We start from the raw sequence: 21,417 nt of genomic DNA on the forward strand, positions 1-21,417 counted from the left end.
GGTTGGGGATGGCGTCTGGGATGTTATTTTCGGTCCCATCATCCTTGGCAGGGTCGATGTGCGGGATGCCACTGATGGTTATGTAACACTTAAGGTGTTGTCACCTATGTGAGTGAACTTTTGTGTAACCCATGTGGGTGATCCGTACATCGCTCCATTCATACGGCCCCTACGCTGCGCTCCGGGGTTCCCTCGCTCCGTTCTTGCTCCCGTGGGTACCGCGCTGCAGGGCCCATCCTGGGCCCCAGCGCTCGACGGCCATCCATGGCCGTCGCCCCACTACGCAAGAACTCCGCTCGGCCTCCTGAAGTCGCAATTTGTGTCGCCTGAACTACCGCGCGCTTAGAAGCAAGATCAAGAGCAGATACGTTGGCTTTATTAGTGGATATTATGTTGTTCTTCATTACGTCATCGCGGGGCAAGCCCGCTCCCACGTTGAATCACATAATCAAACTATCGTGCGGGCTTGCCCCGCGATGTTGGTCTAGAGTTCCCTCGATGGCAACTAGCGACTAGCTGCGTTAGCCCAGGCGCCGCCCGTAACTTCGCGACTTCAGGAGGCCGAACGCAGGTCTTGCGGAGGGAGGTGACGGGCATGGATGCCCGTCAAGCGCTGCGCCCCAGGATGGGGCGTTCAGCGCGGCCCTCCCGGGAGCAAGGCCGGAGTGAGGGGACCCGGAGCGAAGCGCAGGGCCGGATGAATGGAGCGCCACGGCTTTGCTTACTTTGGCCACGACCAAAGTAAGCCGCCGTAAGGGCGGAAAGGTGACTGTGCGTCGACATCGCAAATGAATGCGCACACAACCCCGATACAACCGAAAACCACAAACTACAAACTACAAACTCAGCTATCCCGCTGCAAATCCTCGGGAATCGGCAAATCCTTGTTCAAAGGCTCAGGCTGCTTGCCCTTCCCTGCCCGGTACTGCCGAACCTGGAACACAAACGCCAATACCTGCGCCACCGCCAGGTACAACCCCGCCGGGATCTCCTGCTCAAGCTCGGTGGAGTAGTAGATAGCCCGCGCCAGGGCCGCCGACTCCAGTATCTGCACATTGTGCTCGGCCCCGATCTCACGGATCTTCAGCGCAACAAAATCGGTACCCTTGGCCACAAGCAACGGCGCCATCCCCCCCTTTTCAGGGTCGTACTGCAACGCCACCGCATAGTGAGTCGGGTTGGTAATGATCACATCCGCCTCAGGCACTGCCGCCATCATTCGCCGCTGCGACGCCTCACGCTGCAACTGTCGGATACGCTGCTTGACCTCAGGCTTGCCCTCACTGTCCTTGTACTCGTCCTTCACTTCCTGCTTGGTCATCTTCATTTTCTTGTGCGTCTGCCAAAGCTGGAACGGCACATCCGCCGCCGCAATCAACAGCAGCCCCGCCGCCATCCACAGCGCACTCCACCCCACCACCTGCACCGAGTGGATAATCGCCTGCTCGAGCGGCTCATTGGCAATGGCCAGCAACGCCTGGCGGTCCGCCGACAGCACCACCAGGGCAACGATCAGGATCATGAAGAACTTGGCCATGGCCTTGAGAAGCTCTGTCAGCGCGTTCAGCGAGAACATGCGCTTGATCCCCGACAGCGGGTTCATACGGCTGAATTTCGGCTGCAACAGGCTCCCCGAGAAGATAAAGCCGCTCAGGGCAATCGGCGCCACGAACGAGATCACGAACAACAGCAACATGACCGGCTGCACAGCCCAGATGGCCATCTTGCCCGACGCCAGCAGGAATGCCGCCATGTTGCGCTCGTCGACCACCACCTCCCGCGTGAGGCTGAAGTTCATGCGCATCAAGGTCATCAACGTCTCGGCCAGATAGCCACCGAAGGCCAACAGGGCCCCCGCACCGGCCAAGGTGACCGCGACGGTGTTCAATTCCTTGGAACGGGCAATCTCCCCCTTCTCGCGCGAATCCTTCTTGCGCTTGTCGGTGGGGTCTTCTGTCTTGTCCTGACCGCTCTCGCTCTCTGCCATGCTCAGCGTGCCCGTGCCAGCTCACGCAACCACTGCAGCGCTTCGCTGGCCAGTGCCTGGTAGTGAGAAAGAATATCGGCCAGGCCAATCCAGAAAATGATCAGGCCCAACACCAGAGTCAGCGGGAAACCAATGGAGAAGATGTTCAATTGCGGCGCTGCACGGGTCATCACACCGAAGGCAACGTTGACCACCAGCAGCGATGCAATGGCCGGCAAGATCAACAGCAACCCAGCCCCCAGCACCCAACTCAGGCGCCCCGCCATTTCCCAGAAGTGGTTGACCACGAGGGCGCTGCCAACCGGAAGCGTGGTGAAGCTCTCGGTAAGGATTTCGAACGCTACCAAGTGGCCATTCATCAACAGGAACAACACACTCACCAGCATCGTCATGAACTGGCTGACCACCGCGACGTTGACCCCGTTGGTCGGGTCCATCATGGAGGCGAACGCCATACCCATCTGGATCGCAATGATCTGCCCCGCAATCACAAACGCCTGAAACAGCAACTGCAGGGAGAACCCGAACAACGCCCCAACGATCACCTGTTCGCCGCACAACAGCACGCCGCGCAGGCTCAAGGGGTCAATCGGCGGCAACGGCGGAAGGGCCGGCACTATCACCACGGTAATGGCCAACGCCGCATACAGCCGCACTCGGGCCGGCAGCATCTTGGTGCCAAAGATCGGCATGGTCATCATCAGCGCCGTCACCCGAAACAACGGCAGGATGAAGGTGGCCACCCAGGTGCCGATCTGAGTATCGGTCAGCTCCAGCATGGCCGCCTCAACCGATCAACTGCGGAATGCTGGTGTACAGGCCAATGAAGTACTCCATGAACTTCTGCACAAGCCAAGGGCCGGCGATGATCAGCGTGACCAACATCACCAACAGGCGCGGCAGGAAGCTCAGGGTCTGTTCGTTGATCTGCGTGGCCGCCTGGAACATCGCTACCACCAGGCCGACCAGCAGGCTCGGCACCACCAGGATTGCCACCATCATGGAGGTCATCCACAAGGCTTCACGGAACAGGTCGACCGCGACTTCAGGTGTCATGCAAGGCTCTCCTTGATGGCGTCAGACACCGCCAAAACTACCCGCCAGGGTGCCCATGATCAGCGCCCATCCATCGACCAGCACGAACAGCATGATCTTGAAAGGCAACGAAATGATCAGCGGCGACAGCATCATCATACCCATGGCCATCAGCACACTGGCGACCACCATGTCGATGATCAGGAACGGAATGAAGATCATGAAGCCGATCTGGAACGCCGTCTTGAGCTCGGAGGTCACGAACGCCGGCACCAGGATCGTCAGCGGCACCTGATCCGGGCCTGCGATATCGGTGCGCTTGGACAGGCGCATGAACAGGTCCAGGTCGCTCTGCCGGGTTTGTGCCAGCATGAAGTCCTTCAACGGGCCCTGGGCCTTGTCGATGGCCTGCTGAGCCGTCATCTGCTCGGCCAGGTAAGGCTGGATGGCATCCTTGTTCACTCGCTCGAACACAGGCGCCATGATGAACATGGTCAAGAACAGCGCCATGCCGGTGAGGATCTGGTTCGAGGGTGTCTGTTGCAGGCCCAGAGCCTGACGCAGGATGGAGAAGACAATGATGATGCGGGTAAAGCTGGTCATCAGGATGACGAACGCCGGGATGAAGCTCAGCGCTGTCATGATCAGCAGAATCTGCAGGCTGACCGAATACTCCTGCTGCCCGTCCGCCCCATTGGACAGGGTAATGGCCGGGATGGACAACGGGTCGGCAGCCAGGGTCAGCGGTGTAGCCAGCAGCAGCGCCAGCGTCAACAGTAAGCGCAGTGCGCCGGTCATCACTTCTTGTCCTTCTGGTCCTTGCCCATCAGCTCAAGCAGCCGCTGGGCGAATTCCGGCGTGGCCTGGCGCGCATCGGCGGGCACGTCGACAGGCTCGGCCAGCACATGCAACGCCTCGATGCTGCCAGGGGTATGGCCGATGAGAATCTGCTCCTTGCCCACCTGAATCAGCAGCAACCGGTCACGCGGGCCAATGGCACGGGTGCCGACGATCTCGATGACCGGAGCCCCCCGCTGCACCGAACCCTGCATGCGTCGCAGCAACCAGCCCAGGAAAAAGATCAGACCGACGACCACCAGCAGGCCGAATAAAGTTTGCGCCAGCTGCGCGCCGAAGCCGCCAGGGGCAGGCGCCGCAGCCGGTACGGCTAGCGGCTCGGCAGCAGCGATCACCACCTCACTGGCCAGCAGCGTGCCAAGGGCCAGCATGGCCCGCACCATGCGCTTCACTCAGCGCAACTTCTTGATACGTTCGCTGGGGCTGATCACGTCGGTCAGGCGAATGCCGAACTTCTCGTTGACCACCACGACCTCGCCATGAGCAATCAGCGTGCCGTTGACCAGCACATCCAGCGGCTCGCCAGCGAGGCGATCAAGCTCGATCACCGAACCCTGGTTGAGTTGCAGCAGGTTGCGGATGTTGATTTCGGTGCTGCCCACTTCCATCGAGATGCTCACCGGGATATCCAGGATCACATCCAGGTTGGGGCCTTCGAGGCTGACATTCTCGTTGGGCTTGGGGGAGCTTGCGAACTCTTCCATCGGCAGACGGCCGGCGCCGGAGTCTGCAGCCAGCAGCGCATCGATGTCGGACTGGCCGGCGTCGCCGGTCTCTTCCAGGGCCGCAGCCCACTCATCGGCCAGAGCCTGGTCGTCTGGAGAGTTGATCTCGTTTTCGTTAGCCATGATTTCCTCGACAGGCATTCAATTCTTTAAAGCGACCAGCACGCCGTCAGCGGCGCTCGATCGGGTCGATGATCTGCAGCGACAGGGTGCCCTTGTGCGAACCCAGCCGAGCCTTGAACGACGGCACGCCATTGGCGCGGAGTACCAGGTGCTCCGGCAGTTCCACCGGGATCACGTCGCCCGGCTGCATGTGCAGGATGTCGCGCAGCTTGAGCTGGCGGCGAGCAACAGTGGCCGACAGCGGCACATTGACGTCCAGCACATCCTCACGCAGCGCCTTGACCCAACGCTCGTCCTGGTCGTCCAGGTCGGACTGGAAGCCGGCATCGAGCATTTCGCGCACCGGCTCGATCATCGAGTACGGCATGGTCACGTGCAGGTCGCCGCCACCGCCATCGAGTTCGATGTGGAAGGTCGAAACCACCACCGCCTCGCTGGGACCAACGATGTTGGCCATGGCCGGGTTGACCTCGGAGTTGATGTACTCGAAGTTGACCGGCATGATCGCCTGCCAGGCTTCCTTGAGGTCGACGAAGCACTGGTCCAGGACCATGCGCACCACGCGAAGCTCGGTTGGGGTGAATTCACGCCCCTCGATCTTGGCGTGACGGCCGTCGCCACCGAAGAAGTTGTCCACCAGCTTGAACACCAGCTTGGCGTCGAGGATGAACAGCGCGGTGCCGCGCAAAGGCTTGATCTTGACCAGGTTCAGGCTGGTCGGCACGTACAGCGAATGTACGTACTCGCCGAACTTCATCACCTGCACGCCGCCCACCGCCACGTCGGCGGAGCGGCGCAGCAGGTTGAACATGCTGATGCGGGTGTAGCGGGCGAAGCGCTCGTTGATCATTTCCAGGGTCGGCATGCGCCCCCGGACGATACGGTCCTGACTGGTCAGGTCGTAGCTCTTGATGCTGCCGGGCTCGCCGGTGCTCTCGGTTTGTACCAGCCCATCGTCCACCCCATGCAGCAGGGCGTCGATCTCATCCTGGGACAGCAGGTCCTGCACGGCCATCTATGTGCTCCTACTGCAATACGAAATTGGTGAACAGCAGCTGGTCGACGACCGGCCTGCCGACTTCTTTCTGGGCCACTTCCTGGACCACCGCGGTGGCCTTCTGGCGCAGCATTTCCTGGCCGACCGGGCTCGCGGCGAGGGTGTCGAAACCCTGCCCGGAGAACATCATCACCAGATTGTTGCGGATCACCGGCATGTGTACTTTCAGCGCTTCCAGATCCGCCTGGCTGCGACCCTGCATGGTGATGCTCACCTGCATGTAGCGCTGGCGACCATTCTGGTTGAAGTTGACGACAAAGGCCGGTGCCAGGGGCTCGTAGATGGCCGCTGGCTTGATGTTGCTCTGGGCTGCTTCAGGCGCCGGAGCCGATTCGCTCTTGTGCATGAAGAACCAGGTCGCACCCACCGACAGGCCGACTGCGAGTAGCAGCGCCAGCACCAGCAGCAGGATCAGCTTGAGTTTGCCTTTAGTGGCGGGGTCTTTCACTGCGTCGCTCTTCGCCATGCCAATAATCCGTCGTCCATCGGGGTTTCAAAGAAGGATGACGTGGCTGAGCAAGTGTTATGCCAGATTTGCCTTTGCAAACTGCTGGAGGGATGGGCAACCCCTTTACGGGGTGCGGCATCTGCAAACTTACGACTGGCGTCGCTGCGCGCAGGCAACGCCAGGCAAGCCCGAACAATCAAGCGTAATAATCGACCACACTGTCGCCTACCACCACTTGCTGCTCGACAGGGCGCGCGATTTCAGCGGGTTCGGCATCGTCCCCAGCCGCTGCGTTGCCACGCCGCGCCGCCACCCCCGACAGCCCTGACCCGCCCTGCTGCGCCTCTTGCTGTTGCTGCTGGCCACGGGACTGATCAGCCACGCTGACGTCGGGCTGGGCCAAGCCCTGCTGGGCGAACAGCTCGCGCAGGCGATGTACCTGGCTGTCCAGGGCGTCGCGCACACCGGCATGGCCGCTGACGAAGTGGATCTGGGTCGACTGGTCTGTCGCCACGTTGACGCGAATATCCAGGCGCCCCAACTCCCGCGGCTCAAGCTGGATGTCCGCAGACTTGAGGTTCTGGCTGGAGAGGTACATGACCCGATTGACCAACCCCTCGGTCCAGCCCCCCTGGTTCATCGCCAACGGTTGCTGCAGCGGCCCAGGCGTGGCGGGCACGGCGTTGGCGGTCTTGGGCGTCACCGCCTGGGTAAGGCTGGCCAGGCGGTTGGCGAAATCGTCGACGCGGGTATCACTGCTGGCACTCTTGATGTCCTTGAGGCCGTCATCGAGCAGGCCGGCAAAGGCCTTGTCTCCGCGCTCACCCTGCCCCGGCTCCGACTCCCCTTTCTCGGCCAAAGTCGCCAAGGTATTGACGGCCGCAGCAGCAGGACTGGCAGTTTGCTGACCGTTGTTGTCGACAACGGCATGGGCCGACGTCTTGCCCTTGGACTGCGCATCCTGCTCAAGCGCCAGACGCAAGGCGGGCATATCGGCAAGTGCATCGGCCTCGGGATCGAACGCCGTGGCTTGTTCGGCCTCTGGCGCTACCTGCACCGGTGCTGGCGGTGGCGCTGGCGGCGCTTGAACCGCCGCCTGCAACACGGGGGCTACCGCTTCCGCCTGGGCCTGGAGCAGTTGCGCCCCGGCCTGGGCGTCGGTCACCTGGCCGGCGACCAGGCTGGCATCGAGCGGGGGTAATGTACTGCCATCGGCGGCCTCATCAGTGTCGTCGGCGGGCTGCGACGGTACAGTCGATGGCAAGCTCTTGCCGTCATCGGCAACGTCCGGCGCTTTGCTCGCGGCCTGCTTGCCGCCCGCGGCTGGGTCTGGCTGCGCCTTGTTCTTCGCCGGCGGCACCTGGCTGGCGGATTTTTCATCCCTTGCCAGGGCACTCTTGACTGGGGTGCTGTCACGCTCTTGTCGGGCCATCACCTGATCAAAGCCGGCGCCTTGCTTCGCGGCCTGCAGCGGTTTTTCCGCCGCACTGGCAGCTTGGCGTTGCGCCTGATTGGCGAGGCCGGCTTGCAACAATGGATTGGGTGCGACAGGCATTGAACAATCTCCGCTCCAGAACCTGGAAAAATACGTCTGGGGCTGGAATAGCAAAACTCGCGCCAGGTTCGGCTATTGCGCGGAAACTCGTTGCCGCTCACTGCGATAGTAACGCTGGACCACCAGGTATTCCTGATCGATGCGATTGATCAGGTCCTCGATACCATACAAGTGCTGCTGGCGCACACGCTCTTCAAGCTGCTGACACAAGGCGGCCAGGCCCACGGCCCCCATATTGCTGCTACTGCCCTTGAAGCTGTGCGCTGCCATGCCCAGCTCATCGGCATCCCTGGCCTTGTGCAGCTGGTTCAGGCGTCGCTCGGAGTCTTCCAGAAAAGTCTCCAACAACTGCAGGTAGCCATCTTCCATGACTTCCCGCAAGTCACTCAGCACCTTCCGATCAATATGCATGTCCACCACTTGCTCACTCCCTGATCAAGCCTGATTACGCCCGAGCCCAGGTCACCCGACGCCGCCGGCTCACCATTGGAATTCCACACGTGCCAGGCGACCACCTTCCAGCCACTGAGCATTTCCTGCAAGCCGCCGCACCAGGCTTACTCCACGCCCACTGAAACCCCGCTCCGAAGGCTCGTCGGCAAGCATGCCCGCCACATCGAAGCCCGCCCCACTGTCGCGAACCTCTATCGTCAGACGGCCACCCGCCCCCTGCGGTTCCACCCGCAGGGCAATGCCGACAAACCCTTGCACATGCCGCGCCAGGCGCTCGGCGCGCTGGCGATAGTACTCGGCGAAGCCCTCGGCGTCGCGCTTGAGCCCCGAGTCCAGGCCCAGCACACCATGCTCCAACGCGTTGGAGTACAGCTCACTGAGCACGCTGTGCAGCCTGCCGCTGCTGGGGCGCAGCCCATGTATTTCCTGCAACAGTTGCACCAGGTAAGGGACCGGGTTGAAACGCCTCAGGCTCTCCCCGCGCAGTTCGAACTGCATCGACCAGTCCAGCGGGCTGGAGCGACCGCTGTCAGAATACACCACGGCTTGCGCCATCCCGTGGTCGGGCCCCAGCATGCGGATATCACACAGGCTGATGTCGTCACGGGACTGGCCACCGAAGCGCGCCAGCGCCTGCATGACCTCATCGAACAGCACAGACGGGTCTCGATTGGCGGCCAGCACCTGGCGCAAGCGTTGCACACCGAACAGGCAATCCTGCGCATCCCCGGTATCGACCACGCCATCGGACAGCAGGAACAAGCGCTCCCCCGCCACGAGCGGTAATACCTCGGTAGTATCGTCGAACTGCTCGGGAGGCAGGATCCCAAGTGGCAGATGGCGGGAAGGCAGCACTTCGAGCACCTCGCCCGCCACGGACAAGCGGTAGCCATCCGGCATGCCGCCGTTCCATACCTCCACCGTTGCCCGCTGGAAACTGAGCTTGAGCAGCAGCGCGCAGCAGAACATGTCCACGGGCAGGATACGCTTGAGCTTGGCGTTCATCTCCCGCAGTGTTTCGACCAGGCCATAACCCTTGGCGGTCATGCCATAGAACACTTCAGCCAACGGCATCGCGCCGACCGCCGCCGGCAGGCCGTGGCCGGTGAAGTCACCCAGCAGCACATGCATGTCGCCCGAAGGCGTGAACGCCGCCAGCAACAGGTCGCCATTGAACAGCGCGTACGGCGACTGCAGGTAACGTATGTTCGGCGCATTCAGGCAGCCGGCATGGGCAACCTTGTCGAACACCGCCTTGGCCACCCGCTGCTCGTTGAGCAGGTGATGATGATGCCGGGTGATCTGGTCACGCTGCTCGAGCACCGTCGCCTGCAACCGGCGCAAGCGGTCCATGGCACGGATCTTCGCCGCCAGGATGACGGCACTGTAAGGCTTGGCCATGAAATCGTCGCCACCGGCCTCGAGGCAGCGCACCAAGCCCTCTTCTTCGTTGAGCGAGGTCAGGAAGATGATCGGCACAAGGGCCTCGCCGGCCAACGCCTTGATCCGCCGCGCCGCTTCAAACCCGTCCATGACCGGCATCAGGGCATCGAGCAGCACCAGTTGCGGCCGCCGTTCGGCGAACATTGCCACGGCCTGCTCACCGTTTTCGGCGGTGAGCACCTCATGCCCCTGGCGCCGGACGATCTGCGCCAGTAAAAGCCTGTCCGCGGCGCCATCCTCGGCTACCAGCACGGTCAACGGCTGATGGGCGGACATGGCCACACTCAACTGATGTCGAACAGTTTGTCGAAGTTGGAAATGGCCAGGATCTTGCGCACGTCGGCGCTGGTATTGATCACGCTGATGCAGGCATCCTCCCCGCCTTCGTAATCCCGTAAAAGCAGTAACATCCCCAACGCAGAACTATCCAGATAGGTCGCCTCCTTGAGATCGATCACTACCGTGTTCGCAGACTTGGGCTGCTTCTCATAGGCGCTGCGAAATTCCTGATGCCGACCAAAATCGAAACGACCCTTGATCTTGATAGTCAGCTTTTTCTCGTCCGGAGAAAAAAAAGATTCGACTGCCATACGAGCGATTCCTTCGATGATGGCGAATGCAACTCCTGAAGGTTTAGCAGGCGTCTTGGGGTGGTGCAAGGCGCTGACGCCGGACGGGCAAGGCCTTTCCTACAGATGCCCCTGCCGCGGCAAGCGTTGGGACAACTCGTCGAGCAGGCGCTGCTCGCGCTTGTCTTCAGCCCTGCGTGCCTCGTCGATGTAGCGCTGCACCAGCTTGCGCAACCCCTCTACCCGTGCGTACGTCTGCTGCCAGGCATTACGTGCGTTATTGAGATTGTTCTGGTGCCAGGCCATGCTCTGGCGCTGCTGGGTCATGGCCGTTTCCAACTGACCGAGGAAACGCTGGTAATTGACCAGCCAGTTGCCGTCGACCCCCTTGGAGCCACGGCTGATCCACTGCTGCTGGTAGGCCTCGCGGAAACTCTCAAGCTCGGCCTGCTTGGCCTGCGCATCGGTCAACAGCCGCTGAAAATGCCCCACCCGCTGGGCGGCCTTGCGCTCGGCCTCCTCGGCCATGGTCACCACGGGAGCCAGGCGTGCGGCACGGCTGGGCTGGGCCATGGCCTATCAGTTCCCCGGCGGCGCAAAGATAGCGCCCAACTGCTCGCGACCCTGGGCCATGCCAACGTTTTCATCCAGGCCCTGGCGCAGGAAGTCCACCAGCTTGGGCTGCAAGGCAATGGCCAGGTCGGTTTCCGGATCGCCGCCGGCCACATAGGCGCCGACGCTGATCAAGTCGCGACTTTGCGAGAGACGCGACCACAACTGCTTGAATTTCTGCGCTTGGCGCAGGTGATCGGGGTCTACCACCTGAGGCATCACCCGGCTGATCGAGGCCTCGATATCGATGGCCGGATAGTGCCCCTCTTCGGCCAGGCGCCGGGACAACACAAAGTGCCCGTCGAGCACACCCCGCGCCGAGTCTGCGATCGGGTCCTGCTGATCGTCGCCCTCGGAGAGCACGGTATAGAACGCGGTGATCGAGCCACCGCCCGGTTCGCCATTACCGGCGCGCTCCACCAGCTTGGGCAGCTTGGCGAACACCGACGGCGGATACCCGCGCGTGGCCGGTGGCTCGCCGATTGCCAGGGCGATCTCACGCTGGGCCTGGGCAAAACGGGTCAACGAGTCCATCAACAGCAGGACGTTCTTGCCCTTGTCACGGAAATATTCGGCGATTCGCGTGCAGTACATGGCTGCCCGCAGGCGCATCAGCGGGGCATCATCCGCAGGCGAGGCCACTACCACCGAACGCTTGAGGCCCTCTTCACCAAGAATGTGTTCGATGAACTCCTTGACCTCGCGGCCCCGCTCCCCGATCAGCCCCACCACGATGATTTCGGCCTCGGTAAAGCGTGTCATCATGCCCAGCAGCACCGACTTACCCACACCCGTACCGGCGAACAGGCCCAGACGCTGGCCGCGGCCCACGGTAAGCAGGCCATTGATGCTGCGAATGCCCACATCCAATGGCTGGCTGATCGGGTCACGGTTCAGAGGGTTGATGACCGGGCCATCCATCGGCACCCAATCCTCGGCCTTCATGCCGCCCTTGCCATCCAGCGCACGGCCGGCGCCATCGAGCACCCGCCCGAGCATGCTCATGCCCATCGGCAAACGGCCGCTGTCATCCAGCGGCACCACGCGGGCACCGGGCGCCAGCCCGACAATGCTGCCGACCGGCATCAGGAACACCTTGCCACCAGCAAAGCCCATGACTTCAGCCTCGACCCGCACAGGGTGATAGCTGTCGTCGTTGATCACCAGGCAGCGGCTACCTACTGCTGCCCGCAGGCCTTCGGCCTCAAGCGTGAGGCCGACCATACGCAGCAGGCGGCCCTCGACGATTGGCTGCTCAGGCAGCCTCACCGCATCGGCGTAGCCTTCAAGGCGCTTGCCGAAACTGGTGCGTTCAAGGCGCATCGGTTTCACCTGCAGGCACATCGAGTTCGACCTGAATATCCGGCGCCGCGGGGTGCAATGCCTGGTCATGGGATTGATCGAACAGCTGCGCCACGGCCTTCTCGATACGGGTTTCCATGGTCGCGTCGATGCGGCTGTGGGCGGTTTCTATCCGGCAACCGCCAGGCAGCAGGGCTTCGTCCTCAAGCAGCTTCCAATCTTCCTCATGGCGCTCGCGCAGGGTCTTGGCCAGCTCGAAGTCCTGGGGGTTGAGATGGATACGGATGTTGTCAGCGCCCATCGGCAGCAGCTTCAGCGCCTCGCGAAGCACATGGGTGATCTTGCTGGAATCCGCGCGCAGCTCGCGACCGATGACCTGGCGGGTCATGCTGGCAACCAGTTGCACCAGGGCTTTTTCGATCTGCGTGTCCTGCTCGGCGATGGGCTCGAGCAGGTGACCCATGATCTGCTCGAGGCTGGCCAGCCTGGCCGCCAGGGCCACCTCGGCCTCCTGGCGAACCTTCAGTTGGGTGCTGTGGAAGCCTTCGCGCTCCCCCGTGGCGAAACCTTCGTTGTAGGCCTCCTGGCGGATAGCCTCGAGCTCTTCAAGGGTGAGCGGCTGGACTTCCTCCAGCGGCACCTCTTCGACTTCTTCCTCGACGACGGTCGGCGCAGGCTCAGGCTGTGGCTCAGGCTCTGGATCGAAGCTTGGCAACGCCCATACATCCACGCCCTCAAGGTCGCGGGCACGGATCAAATCGCTGGGATGTTCAGTGGTGGACATGCTCAAAAACCTCTTTAGCGGCAAGCATCAAGCTTCGAGCAGCAAGAAAAGGCAGCCCTCGCTCGGTCCGCCGTTTCTTGTCGCTTGCCGCTTGAGACTTGCCGCTTAAATCATTTCCTCGGCGCCCTTGCCGCCAAGCACGATCTCGCCGGCCTCGGCCATGCGGCGGGCGATGGTGAGGATTTCCTTCTGCGCCGTTTCCACGTCGCTGACCCGTACCGGCCCCTTGGCCTCCAGGTCGTCGCGCAGCAGCTCGGACGCACGTTTGGACATGTTCTTGAAGATCTTGTCCTTGACCCGCTCGTCGGCGCCCTTGAGCGACACCACCAGCACGTCGGACGACACTTCGCGCAGCAGCGCCTGGATACCGCGATCGTCGACGTCGGCCAGGTTGTTGAAGACGAACATCAAGTCTTCGATCTGCTCCGACAGGTCGCTGTCGATCTCGCGGATCGAGTCCATCAGCGCGCCTTCCACCGAACTGTCGAGGAAGTTCATGATATCGGCGGCACGCTTGATGCCACCCAGGGTGGTACGCGCGGCATTGGAGTTGCCGGAGAACTGCTTCTCGAGGATCTGGTTGAGCTCCTTGAGCGCCGCCGGCTGCACAGTGTTGAGCGACGACACGCGCAGGACGATGTCCAGGCGCACCTTATGGTCGAAGTTGCTCAGCACCTCGCCAGCCTGGTCGGGGTCGAGGTAGGCGACCACGATGGCCTGGATCTGCGGGTGCTCGTAGCGAATGACATCGGCCACGGCGCGCGGCTCCATCCACTTGAGGCTGTCCAGGCCGCTGGTGTTGCCACCGAGCAGGATACGGTCGATCAGGCCGTTGGCCTTGTCCTCGCCGAGGGCCTGGTTGAGCATCTTGCGGATGTAGCCGTCGGAACCAACGCCCAGGCTGGTCTGGTCGCCGACGATCTCGACGAACTCGCTCATCACCTGCTCGACCTGCTCGCGATGGACGTTGCCCATCTGCGCCATGGCCACACCGACCCGCTGCACCTCCTTGGGCCCCATGTGGCGCAGCACCTGCGCGGCATCGGTCTCGCCGAGCGAGAGCAGGAGGATGGCCGCCTTGTCGACGCGGCTCAGCTTGGCGGTAATGGCTCGATTGTCACTCATCGGCGTTGATCCACTCTTTCACGACCTGGGCCACGCGACCCGGGTCTTCGGCCACCAGGCCCTTGATTGCGTTGAGCTGTGCCTCGTAACCCTCACTCGGGCTCGGCAACAGAATGCTTGTCGGGCCACCCAGGCTGACGCGGTCGTTGGCCAGTTCGCCATCCAGACCGATCATGCCGCCCAGCTCCATGTCGCTGTCCGTGGCCGCCTGCTTGCCGCCACCTGTAATGTTGTTGAGCACCGGACGCAGCACGCCGAACACCAGCACCAGGATGAACAGCACGCCCAGCACTTGCTTGACGATGTCCCAGAACCAGGGCTGCGAGTAGAACGGAATATCGACCAGCTCGTCGCCACGGTCGGCGGCGAACGGCACGTTGATCACGGTGACGCTGTCGCCACGGCTGGCATCGAAGCCCACCGCGTCCTGCACCAGGCGAGTGAAGCGCGCCAGGTCCTCGGCACCCCACGGGGTACGGGTGGCTTCGCCGGTGGCGGCGTCGAGCTTGACCTGGTCATCCACCACCACGGCCACCGACAGGCGGGTCAGGCGACCTTGCTGCTGGCGGGTGTGGCTGATGGAGCGGTCCAGCTCGAAGTTCTTGGTGCTCTGCTGACGCTTGTCGCTCGGATACGGCGCGAGCATCGGCTGGCCGGTGGCCGGGTCCATGACCTGCTGGCCATTGGCATCCAACAGCGGCTGGCCCGGCTGGATCGCGCCGGCAGGTGTTGCGCCAGCGGTAGCGTTCTCGGGGGCAGAAGCACCGGCCGGCGGCTGGTTGCTCAACGCCCCCGGCACACCTTGCGGCCCTTGGCTGCTGGCGCGCTGCTCGTTGACCGATTGCTCGCTGCGCAGTGCCGGTTGGTCGGGATTGAACTGTTCGGAGGTGGACTCGACAGCACTGAAGTCGACGTCAGTAGACACCTCTGCCTTGTAGCGGTCGTTACCCAGCACCGGCTGCAGAATATTGTGCACACGCTGCGTGAGCATGCCTTCCATGCGACGGCTGTAGTCGAACTGTTTGCCGGCCATGGTCAGGGCCGTGTCTTGCAACTGCTCGGAGAGCAGGTTGCCCTTCTGGTCAACCACGGTCACCTGGGACTTGTCCAGCTCCGGCACACTGGTCGCCACCAGATTGACAATCGCCATCACCTGGCCAGCTTCCAGGGCGCGCCCCGGATACAGCTCGACCAGTACCGAAGCGCTGGGCTTGCGCTCGTCGCGCACGAACACCGAACTTTTCGGGATCGCCAGGTGCACACGGGCAGCCTTGACGTTGTTCAGGCTCGAAACCGTACGCGCCAGCTCGCCTTCGAGGCTGCGACGGTAGCGGGTCGCTTCCATGAACTGGCTGGTACCCAGCCCTTGCTCTTTATCGAGCAATTCGAAGCCGACGTTGCCATCGCTCGGCGCCACGCCGGCCGCGGCAAGTTTCAGGCGCGCACGGGAGAGATCGTCGGCCTTGACCAGCAGCGCGCCGGAGTTGGGCTCGACGCGATACGGGATGTCGGAGGTGGTCAGGGTATCGATCACCTGCTTGGTGTCCATGCCCGCCAGGCTGCCATAGAGCGGACGGTAGTCCGGCTGCTGCGACCAGAGCACCACGGCAAAGCCGATGGCCACGCTTGCCGCCAGCCCGACCAGCAGGCCGACCTGACGCAACATGGGCATCTGCGAAATGTTTTCCAGGAACGACATGCCGAACAGCGGCGGCTTGGCTACTGGGGGGCCACTCTTGGCGGGGGCGTTATCGACGACTGCTTCGGCCATGACTCACTCTCGCCCTTATACCGGCATCTGCATGATGTCCTGGTACGCTTGCACCAGTTTGTTACGAACCTGAGTAAGTGCCTGGAACGACACGGAAGCCTTTTGCGAGGCGATCATCACGTCAGTCAGGTCAACACCGCTTTTGCCAATTTCGAAGGCGCTGGACAATTGGCTGGATGCCTGCTGAACCTCATTCACCTTGCCAATGGCCTGGCCGAGCATATCGGCAAAGCTGCTCTGCCCAGGCGCGAGCTCAGGCGCGGCGCCAACCTTGGGCAGGGACATGGCATCGGCCTGCATGGCACGCATGTCCAACATCAGACGATTGAATTCAACACCTTGGGTCATGGACTTCTCTCTCCGGCGGCCGCACTTTTTTTGACACTCATGCAGCGAATAGTGATGGAGCTAGCAAGAGAAGTGCCAGCCATCCAGAAAACATTCAAAAGACGTATCAGCCGAACAGACTGGCCTCGACATCGAACCCCGCGTCACGCATCTGCGCAAGCTTGTAACGCAAGGTTCTAGGGCTGATCCCCAGACGATCGGCCGCCTCCTTGCGACGACCGCGCTCGGCACGCAAGGTGTCGATGATCATCTGGTATTCGTGGCGACGCATGTCATCCCCAAGCCCACCGGCCTCACCCACAGAATCCGCAAATACTGGCTCAATAGTGGCCACTTTGGCTGCCGACAATGGAATGGCGCCCGCCAGACAAAAATCCGCCGCCTCGATCACTCCGCCCTGCTGCAGGATCAACGCCCGCTGCAGCGCATTATCCAGCTCGCGGACGTTGCCGGGCCAGGCGTAGGCTTTCAGGCAGGCACGCGCCTCAGCGGATAGCTTGACCTGAGCGTGGCGCATCTTGCTGACGTGACGTGCCAGCAAACGCTCAGCGAGCGGCACGATGTCGGCCGGCCGATCGCGCAATGCTCGCCAGGCCATGGGGAATACCGATAGGCGGTAGTACAGGTCCTCCCGGAAGCGCCCGGCAGCAACCTCGCCCGCCAGATCACGGTTGGTGGTGGCCAGCACGCGAATATCCAGCACCACTGGTTTGCGCCCGCCTACGCGCTCCACCTCACGCTCCTGCAGCACGCGCAGCAACTTGGCTTGCAGACCCAGCGGCATTTCAGAGATCTCATCGAGCAGCAAGGTACCGCCGTCCGCCTGCTCGAACTTGCCTGCCTGCGCGGCGATGGCCCCGGTGAATGCGCCTTTTTCATGGCCAAAGAGCGTGGCCTCGAGCATGTTGTCAGGAATCGCCGCGCAGTTGATTGCCACGAACGCCTGCCCTGCCCGGCGCGACTGCTGATGTATGAATCGCGCCAGCACTTCCTTGCCCGTGCCCGACTCACCGGAAATCAACACCGTCGAGTCGCTTTGCGCAACCCTTACAGCCAGCTCCAGCAATTGCCGACTGGCAGGCTCACAGGCAACAGGGCCCGCTTCGTCACCCACCGCACCGCCACCCACGGCATGGCGCGCCACCAGATCGAGCAAGGCCTTGGGCTCGAACGGTTTTACCAGATAGTCGACCGCCCCCTGGCGCATGGCCTCTACCGCACGCTCCACAGCCGCGTGAGCCGTCATCAGCAGCACCGGCAAATGCGGATGGTGACGACGTAACTGCGCCAGCAACTGGTGGCCATCCATGCCCGGCATGTTCACATCACTGACCACCAGCGCAAAGGATTCCTCTGCAACCGCCCGCAATGCCTCTTCAGCACTGCCAACTGCGCGGTGAGCGAGGCCGCCGATTTCCAGGGTGTCGGCCAGCGCCTGGCGCAGGACTCGGTCATCCTCGACCAGCAGCACCTTCATCGTCATTGCCCTGCTTCCTCCTGCACACCAATCAATGGCAGCTCGACGATGGCGCATGTCCCGCGCCCCACCCGGGAACGCAGGCGCAGTGTTCCGCGGTGCGCTCGCACCACTGCCTGCACCACAGCCACCCCCAGCCCGGTACCCGTGGACTTGGTGGTCAAGAACGGCTCACCCAAACGCGCCAACAACTGGCTATCGATACCACTGCCCGCATCGCTGACACACAGGCGCACAGCGTTTTCGCGGCGCAGCAGATGAATCTTCAAACGCGCCGACTCGCCACCGGCTTGCACGGCATTTTCGATCAGGTTGAGCAACGCACCCACCAGCGTATCGCGGTTGCATAGCAGCTCCCCCAGATGGCTATCGCATTGCCAGCGCACCGCATGCCCCTGCACATGGGAGTGAGCGGCTTTTTGCAAGGCCTGGAACAACCCTTTGGGACTGACTCGATCATTGAGTGGCAGTTCGCCACGGGCGAACACCAGCATGTCGCGAACCTGATGCTCCAGTTCATGCAGGCGCTCCTTGAGGTTGCCGGCAAAACGCAGGCGCGTGTCACAAGCCAACGCCTGCTCCGGGTCCGCCAGGTGGCTGGCATAGAGCATCGCGGCCGACAAGGGCGTGCGAATCTGATGCGCGAGGGAGGCAACCATGCGCCCCAACGACGATAGACGCTCGTGTCGCGCCAACTGTCCCTGAAGGCGACGCGTTTCGGTCAGGTCATTGAGCAGTACCAACTGCCCAGGTTCGGCATCCAGAGAACGGGTGGCAATGGACAGACGACGCCCGTCACGCAAGGAAACTTCATGGCCGTCGTCCTCGCGCGGCGCGAAACTGCGCGCAATCACCTGGCGCCACAGCAACCCGGTCAAAGGTTCACCCAGCAGCTCGCAAGCCGCTGGATTCGCCTCGCGCACCCAGCCCTCACCATCGATGACGATCACCCCGCCGGGCAGCAGATCGAGCAGATTCTGCAGGCGGTTGGCCAGGCGCTCTTTTTCGTCCAGCTCGGCCATGCGCTGGGCACTTACTACCGCCAACTCGCCCTTGAGCTCGCTGACCCGCGACTCAAGCATGCTGTACGAATGACTCAACTGGCTGGAAACCTGATCGAACAGGGCGAACGCCTGCTCAAGACCCTGCCGGCTCTCCTGCTCAAGCGGGGTATGCCCTCGCGAATCGGGGGCTGGGGAACGGTGGGCGGCCTGGGGCATCGTGCTCTCTCGCATGGCTGACCGTCATAAAAACGGTATGTTGCCTGCGGTGTAGCAATAGCCGTGCCGAAGATGGGGACAATAACACCAGCCAGCATTGCACGCTGATCGACGTCAACGCCAAGGGCCGCATCGCGACCCCTGGCGAGCAAACGTCACTCGTCGGCTTGGTCCTCGCCACCTTGTCGGCTCATGCCGTACTTGCGCATCTTCTCGACCAGCGTGGTCCGACGGATACGCAGACGCTCGGCAGCACGAGCAACGATGCCATTGGCGTCATCCAGTGCCTGCTGGATCAGTCCCTGCTCCAGGCTACCGAGATAATCCTTCAGGTCCAGCCCTTCCGGCGGCAGCATGGCATGGTTGGCGAAATTCGGCGCATGGCCGTTGATCGCCACACGCTCTTCCAGATCAGAACGCAGGCTGTCCACCAACTGCTCGTCTTCATCATCGACGTAGCGGAATTTCTTCGGCAGCTCCGCCACGCCGATCACCCCATACGGATGCATGATTGCCATGCGCTCCACCAGGTTGGCCAGCTCACGGACGTTGCCCGGCCAGCCGTGGCGGCACAGCGACATGATCGACGCGGAGTTGAAGCGGATCGACCCGCGCTTCTCGTGCTCCATGCGCGAGATCAGCTCGTTCATCAGCAGCGGTATATCTTCCACCCGCTCACGCAACGGCGCCATCTCGATAGGGAACACGTTCAGCCGGTAATACAAATCTTCGCGGAAGGTCCCGTCCTCGATCATGGTCTCGAGGTTCTTGTGCGTCGCAGCGATGATGCGCACATCGATGCTCTGGGTCTTGTTGCTGCCGACCCGCTCGAAGGTACGCTCCTGCAGCACGCGCAGCAGCTTGACCTGCATCGGCAGCGGCATGTCGCCGATCTCGTCGAGGAACAACGTACCGCCGTTGGCGAGCTCGAAGCGCCCGGCACGACTGGTGATCGCCCCGGTAAAGGCGCCCTTCTCGTGACCGAACAGCTCGCTCTCGAGCAACTCTGCCGGGATCGCTCCGCAATTGACCGGCACAAACGGCGCCTCGCGACGCTTGGAGTGGTAGTGCAGATTGCGCGCAACCACTTCCTTGCCAGTGCCGGACTCGCCCAGAATCAGCACGCTGGCGTCAGTATCGGCCACCTGCTGCATCATCTGCCGCACATGCTGGATCGCACGGCTGGTGCCGACCAGGCTGCGGAACAGGTTGGGTTCGCGCTGACGACCGCGCTCGCGGGCCTGGTCGTACATCTCGCGATAGACCTGGGCACGGTGCAGGGAATCGAGCAACTGGCTGTAGCTCGGCGGCATTTCGAGGTTGGACAGCACACGACGGCGCAGGTCCTCGGGGAAGTCCGCAGAAGAAATTTCACCCAGAAGCAGAACGGGAAGGAACTCATCCCACCCGGCCACTGTCTTAAGGAGCCCCAGCACGCTGGCCGGAGCATTTACGGTACCGATCAGGACACACAGCACTTCACGGCTAGAAGACAAACCCTCGACCACCTGCTGCCAGTCGTCGCTGGAGCAGGACAGGTTTTCTTCGCCGAGAAAATTCAGGACCACCGCCAGATCGCGGCGGCGTTCGCTGTCGTCATCGATCAGGAGAATCTTGGTTTCACGCCACATGCAATAGCAACTTCCCTAGTCATATCGGCGCCCGAAGGCGTGCACGACATCATTCCGACTGAATGGTCAGTGTTCGGACGTCTGAATTTCGAAAACAGCCACTAGTAAAGTCAAAAAACGGCACACAGTCAAATTTATGGCGCGCTGATTTTTGTGTCACCTGTGGTCAGGTGAACAGATGGTATACCTTTGTCGCGTTTTCTGCCTGACGGATCTTCGCCATCTCGTCGACTACCGATTGACGCTCGCCACTTGCAACTTCGATTAGCTGCCGATAGACAGCCTGCAATTGCTCCAGACTGGCCCGCACTTCATCCTCATTAGACAGCGCCTCGGCCAGCACATCGTCCACGCACAGGCGACACTCCAGATCCAGCTCGCCAACCGCCTCCCAGTCACGACTGGCCAGGGCGGCGAGCAGCAGTTCGCGGGTCTGGTCGATACGCTCGATCACCTCACTCATGACAACCTCCTGGTTCAGGGCGCCGGCTGCTGTTCGCCGATCGCATCCCAGCCTTCCTTGACCGTGATCAGCAGGCGCGCGACTTCGTCGATGATCGTAGGGTCGCTGTTGACGTTGGCCTCGACCAGGCGACGACTCATGTAGGTGTACAGGTTATCCAGGTCAGTCAGGCTGTCGGCGTGATTTTCCAGGTCGAGGCCCTCGCGCAGACCACCGATGATATCGATGGCCTTGCCGATCAGAATGCCCTTCTGGGCGATATCCTTGCGGGCAATGGCGCCCTTGGCCTGGGCCAGGCGGTCGAGACCACCCTGCATGAGCATCTGCACAAGGCGGTGGGGGCTGGCTTCGGAAGTCTGCGCCGCGCCATTGACTTTCTGGTATTGCCGAAGGGCCAACATCGGGTTCATGGATCTACCTCGTTGCAGCGA

At 62.1% G+C, this 21,417-nt stretch carries 23 protein-coding genes; all 23 read right to left on the reverse strand.

Annotation, left to right across the window (positions count from 1 at the left end):
* Positions 1-844: 844 nt before the first annotated feature.
* A complete protein-coding gene (gene flhB, locus ABZO33_RS25145) occupies positions 845-1,987 on the reverse strand; it encodes a flagellar biosynthesis protein FlhB (protein WP_414538260.1) in 1,143 nt (380 codons plus the stop codon).
* Between the two features lie 2 nt (positions 1,988-1,989).
* Positions 1,990-2,766, reverse strand: coding sequence for a flagellar biosynthetic protein FliR (gene fliR, locus ABZO33_RS25150; RefSeq protein ID WP_414538261.1), 777 nt, complete (start codon positions 2,764-2,766; stop codon positions 1,990-1,992).
* Between the two features lie 7 nt (positions 2,767-2,773).
* Entirely contained in the window at positions 2,774-3,043 is a 270-nt protein-coding gene (gene fliQ / locus ABZO33_RS25155) for a flagellar biosynthesis protein FliQ (protein ID WP_046854686.1), read from the reverse strand.
* A 21-nt stretch (positions 3,044-3,064) separates the two neighbouring features.
* Entirely contained in the window at positions 3,065-3,820 is a 756-nt protein-coding gene (gene fliP, locus ABZO33_RS25160) for a flagellar type III secretion system pore protein FliP (protein ID WP_414538262.1), read from the reverse strand.
* Positions 3,820-4,272, reverse strand: coding sequence for a flagellar biosynthetic protein FliO (gene fliO / locus ABZO33_RS25165; RefSeq protein ID WP_414538263.1), 453 nt, complete (start codon positions 4,270-4,272; stop codon positions 3,820-3,822). The genes fliP and fliO overlap by 1 nt, the downstream gene beginning before the upstream one ends.
* Positions 4,273-4,728, reverse strand: a complete 456-nt coding sequence (fliN, locus tag ABZO33_RS25170; RefSeq protein ID WP_414538264.1) for a flagellar motor switch protein FliN — start codon at positions 4,726-4,728, stop codon at positions 4,273-4,275. It lies immediately after the preceding gene.
* Between the two features lie 46 nt (positions 4,729-4,774).
* On the reverse strand, positions 4,775-5,743 hold the full coding sequence (gene fliM / locus ABZO33_RS25175) for a flagellar motor switch protein FliM (protein ID WP_046854682.1): 969 nt from the start codon (positions 5,741-5,743) through the stop codon (positions 4,775-4,777).
* A gap of 10 nt (positions 5,744-5,753) precedes the next feature.
* Positions 5,754-6,251 (reverse strand): flagellar basal body-associated protein FliL, encoded by a 498-nt coding sequence (fliL, locus tag ABZO33_RS25180; protein WP_046854681.1) that lies wholly within the window; start codon positions 6,249-6,251, stop codon positions 5,754-5,756.
* A gap of 178 nt (positions 6,252-6,429) precedes the next feature.
* Positions 6,430-7,788 carry a flagellar hook-length control protein FliK gene (locus ABZO33_RS25185; RefSeq protein ID WP_414538265.1) on the reverse strand — a complete coding sequence of 453 codons (1,359 nt, stop codon included), beginning with the start codon at positions 7,786-7,788 and terminating at the stop codon, positions 6,430-6,432.
* Positions 7,789-7,860: 72 nt separating this feature from the next.
* Positions 7,861-8,199: an Hpt domain-containing protein gene (locus ABZO33_RS25190; RefSeq protein ID WP_414538266.1), complete on the reverse strand. Its 339-nt coding sequence runs from the start codon at positions 8,197-8,199 to the stop codon at positions 7,861-7,863.
* Positions 8,200-8,268: 69 nt separating this feature from the next.
* A complete protein-coding gene (locus tag ABZO33_RS25195) occupies positions 8,269-9,960 on the reverse strand; it encodes a SpoIIE family protein phosphatase (protein WP_414538267.1) in 1,692 nt (563 codons plus the stop codon).
* Positions 9,961-9,968: 8 nt separating this feature from the next.
* Positions 9,969-10,274 (reverse strand): STAS domain-containing protein, encoded by a 306-nt coding sequence (locus ABZO33_RS25200; RefSeq protein WP_414538268.1) that lies wholly within the window; start codon positions 10,272-10,274, stop codon positions 9,969-9,971.
* A gap of 99 nt (positions 10,275-10,373) precedes the next feature.
* Positions 10,374-10,826 carry a flagellar export protein FliJ gene (gene fliJ / locus ABZO33_RS25205; RefSeq protein WP_414538269.1) on the reverse strand — a complete coding sequence of 151 codons (453 nt, stop codon included), beginning with the start codon at positions 10,824-10,826 and terminating at the stop codon, positions 10,374-10,376.
* 6 nt (positions 10,827-10,832) lie between these two features.
* Positions 10,833-12,188: a flagellar protein export ATPase FliI gene (gene fliI, locus ABZO33_RS25210; protein ID WP_414538270.1), complete on the reverse strand. Its 1,356-nt coding sequence runs from the start codon at positions 12,186-12,188 to the stop codon at positions 10,833-10,835.
* On the reverse strand, positions 12,178-12,951 hold the full coding sequence (fliH, locus tag ABZO33_RS25215) for a flagellar assembly protein FliH (RefSeq protein ID WP_414538271.1): 774 nt from the start codon (positions 12,949-12,951) through the stop codon (positions 12,178-12,180). Before fliH ends, fliI begins: the two co-directional genes overlap by 11 nt.
* A gap of 105 nt (positions 12,952-13,056) precedes the next feature.
* Complete coding sequence (fliG, locus tag ABZO33_RS25220) at positions 13,057-14,076, reverse strand: flagellar motor switch protein FliG (protein ID WP_023631000.1); 1,020 nt, start codon at positions 14,074-14,076, stop codon at positions 13,057-13,059.
* Positions 14,069-15,847: a flagellar basal-body MS-ring/collar protein FliF gene (gene fliF, locus ABZO33_RS25225; RefSeq protein ID WP_414538272.1), complete on the reverse strand. Its 1,779-nt coding sequence runs from the start codon at positions 15,845-15,847 to the stop codon at positions 14,069-14,071. Before fliF ends, fliG begins: the two co-directional genes overlap by 8 nt.
* Before the next feature lie 15 nt (positions 15,848-15,862).
* The gene (gene fliE / locus ABZO33_RS25230; RefSeq protein WP_046854674.1) at positions 15,863-16,195 is read right to left on the reverse strand and encodes a flagellar hook-basal body complex protein FliE; all 333 of its coding nucleotides are present in this window, start codon (positions 16,193-16,195) and stop codon (positions 15,863-15,865) included.
* Between the two features lie 106 nt (positions 16,196-16,301).
* Entirely contained in the window at positions 16,302-17,678 is a 1,377-nt protein-coding gene (locus ABZO33_RS25235) for a sigma-54-dependent transcriptional regulator (RefSeq protein ID WP_414538273.1), read from the reverse strand.
* Positions 17,675-18,892 (reverse strand): sensor histidine kinase, encoded by a 1,218-nt coding sequence (locus ABZO33_RS25240; RefSeq protein ID WP_414538274.1) that lies wholly within the window; start codon positions 18,890-18,892, stop codon positions 17,675-17,677. The genes ABZO33_RS25235 and ABZO33_RS25240 overlap by 4 nt, the downstream gene beginning before the upstream one ends.
* Positions 18,893-19,047: 155 nt before the next feature.
* Positions 19,048-20,523, reverse strand: a complete 1,476-nt coding sequence (gene fleQ / locus ABZO33_RS25245) for a transcriptional regulator FleQ (protein WP_046854671.1) — start codon at positions 20,521-20,523, stop codon at positions 19,048-19,050.
* 166 nt (positions 20,524-20,689) lie between these two features.
* On the reverse strand, positions 20,690-20,986 hold the full coding sequence (locus ABZO33_RS25250) for a flagellar protein FliT (RefSeq protein WP_186714840.1): 297 nt from the start codon (positions 20,984-20,986) through the stop codon (positions 20,690-20,692).
* A gap of 14 nt (positions 20,987-21,000) precedes the next feature.
* Positions 21,001-21,396, reverse strand: coding sequence for a flagellar export chaperone FliS (gene fliS, locus ABZO33_RS25255; RefSeq protein ID WP_414538275.1), 396 nt, complete (start codon positions 21,394-21,396; stop codon positions 21,001-21,003).
* Between the last annotated feature and the right edge of the window lie 21 nt (positions 21,397-21,417).

Origin of the sequence: Pseudomonas sp. CAM1A (genome assembly GCF_047501685.1) — a bacterium.
Classification (GTDB): Bacteria; Pseudomonadota; Gammaproteobacteria; order Pseudomonadales; family Pseudomonadaceae; genus Aquipseudomonas.

Excerpts from the sequence above, each read along its gene's own strand:
- flhB (WP_414538260.1), bottom strand. The coding sequence starts at position 1,987 with ATGGCAGAGAGCGAGAGCGGTCAGGACAAGACAGAAGACCCCACCGAC.
- fliR (WP_414538261.1), bottom strand. The coding sequence starts at position 2,766 with ATGCTGGAGCTGACCGATACTCAGATCGGCACCTGGGTGGCCACCTTC.
- fliQ (WP_046854686.1), bottom strand. The coding sequence starts at position 3,043 with ATGACACCTGAAGTCGCGGTCGACCTGTTCCGTGAAGCCTTGTGGATG.
- fliP (WP_414538262.1), bottom strand. The coding sequence starts at position 3,820 with ATGACCGGCGCACTGCGCTTACTGTTGACGCTGGCGCTGCTGCTGGCT.
- fliN (WP_414538264.1), bottom strand. The coding sequence starts at position 4,728 with ATGGCTAACGAAAACGAGATCAACTCTCCAGACGACCAGGCTCTGGCC.
- fliM (WP_046854682.1), bottom strand. The coding sequence starts at position 5,743 with ATGGCCGTGCAGGACCTGCTGTCCCAGGATGAGATCGACGCCCTGCTG.
- fliL (WP_046854681.1), bottom strand. The coding sequence starts at position 6,251 with ATGGCGAAGAGCGACGCAGTGAAAGACCCCGCCACTAAAGGCAAACTC.
- ABZO33_RS25185 (WP_414538265.1), bottom strand. The coding sequence starts at position 7,788 with ATGCCTGTCGCACCCAATCCATTGTTGCAAGCCGGCCTCGCCAATCAG.
- ABZO33_RS25190 (WP_414538266.1), bottom strand. The coding sequence starts at position 8,199 with ATGCATATTGATCGGAAGGTGCTGAGTGACTTGCGGGAAGTCATGGAA.
- ABZO33_RS25195 (WP_414538267.1), bottom strand. The coding sequence starts at position 9,960 with ATGTCCGCCCATCAGCCGTTGACCGTGCTGGTAGCCGAGGATGGCGCC.
- ABZO33_RS25200 (WP_414538268.1), bottom strand. The coding sequence starts at position 10,274 with ATGGCAGTCGAATCTTTTTTTTCTCCGGACGAGAAAAAGCTGACTATC.
- fliJ (WP_414538269.1), bottom strand. The coding sequence starts at position 10,826 with ATGGCCCAGCCCAGCCGTGCCGCACGCCTGGCTCCCGTGGTGACCATG.
- fliI (WP_414538270.1), bottom strand. The coding sequence starts at position 12,188 with ATGCGCCTTGAACGCACCAGTTTCGGCAAGCGCCTTGAAGGCTACGCC.
- fliH (WP_414538271.1), bottom strand. The coding sequence starts at position 12,951 with ATGTCCACCACTGAACATCCCAGCGATTTGATCCGTGCCCGCGACCTT.
- fliG (WP_023631000.1), bottom strand. The coding sequence starts at position 14,076 with ATGAGTGACAATCGAGCCATTACCGCCAAGCTGAGCCGCGTCGACAAG.
- fliF (WP_414538272.1), bottom strand. The coding sequence starts at position 15,847 with ATGGCCGAAGCAGTCGTCGATAACGCCCCCGCCAAGAGTGGCCCCCCA.
- fliE (WP_046854674.1), bottom strand. The coding sequence starts at position 16,195 with ATGACCCAAGGTGTTGAATTCAATCGTCTGATGTTGGACATGCGTGCC.
- ABZO33_RS25235 (WP_414538273.1), bottom strand. The coding sequence starts at position 17,678 with ATGACGATGAAGGTGCTGCTGGTCGAGGATGACCGAGTCCTGCGCCAG.
- ABZO33_RS25240 (WP_414538274.1), bottom strand. The coding sequence starts at position 18,892 with ATGCCCCAGGCCGCCCACCGTTCCCCAGCCCCCGATTCGCGAGGGCAT.
- fleQ (WP_046854671.1), bottom strand. The coding sequence starts at position 20,523 with ATGTGGCGTGAAACCAAGATTCTCCTGATCGATGACGACAGCGAACGC.
- ABZO33_RS25250 (WP_186714840.1), bottom strand. The coding sequence starts at position 20,986 with ATGAGTGAGGTGATCGAGCGTATCGACCAGACCCGCGAACTGCTGCTC.
- fliS (WP_414538275.1), bottom strand. The coding sequence starts at position 21,396 with ATGAACCCGATGTTGGCCCTTCGGCAATACCAGAAAGTCAATGGCGCG.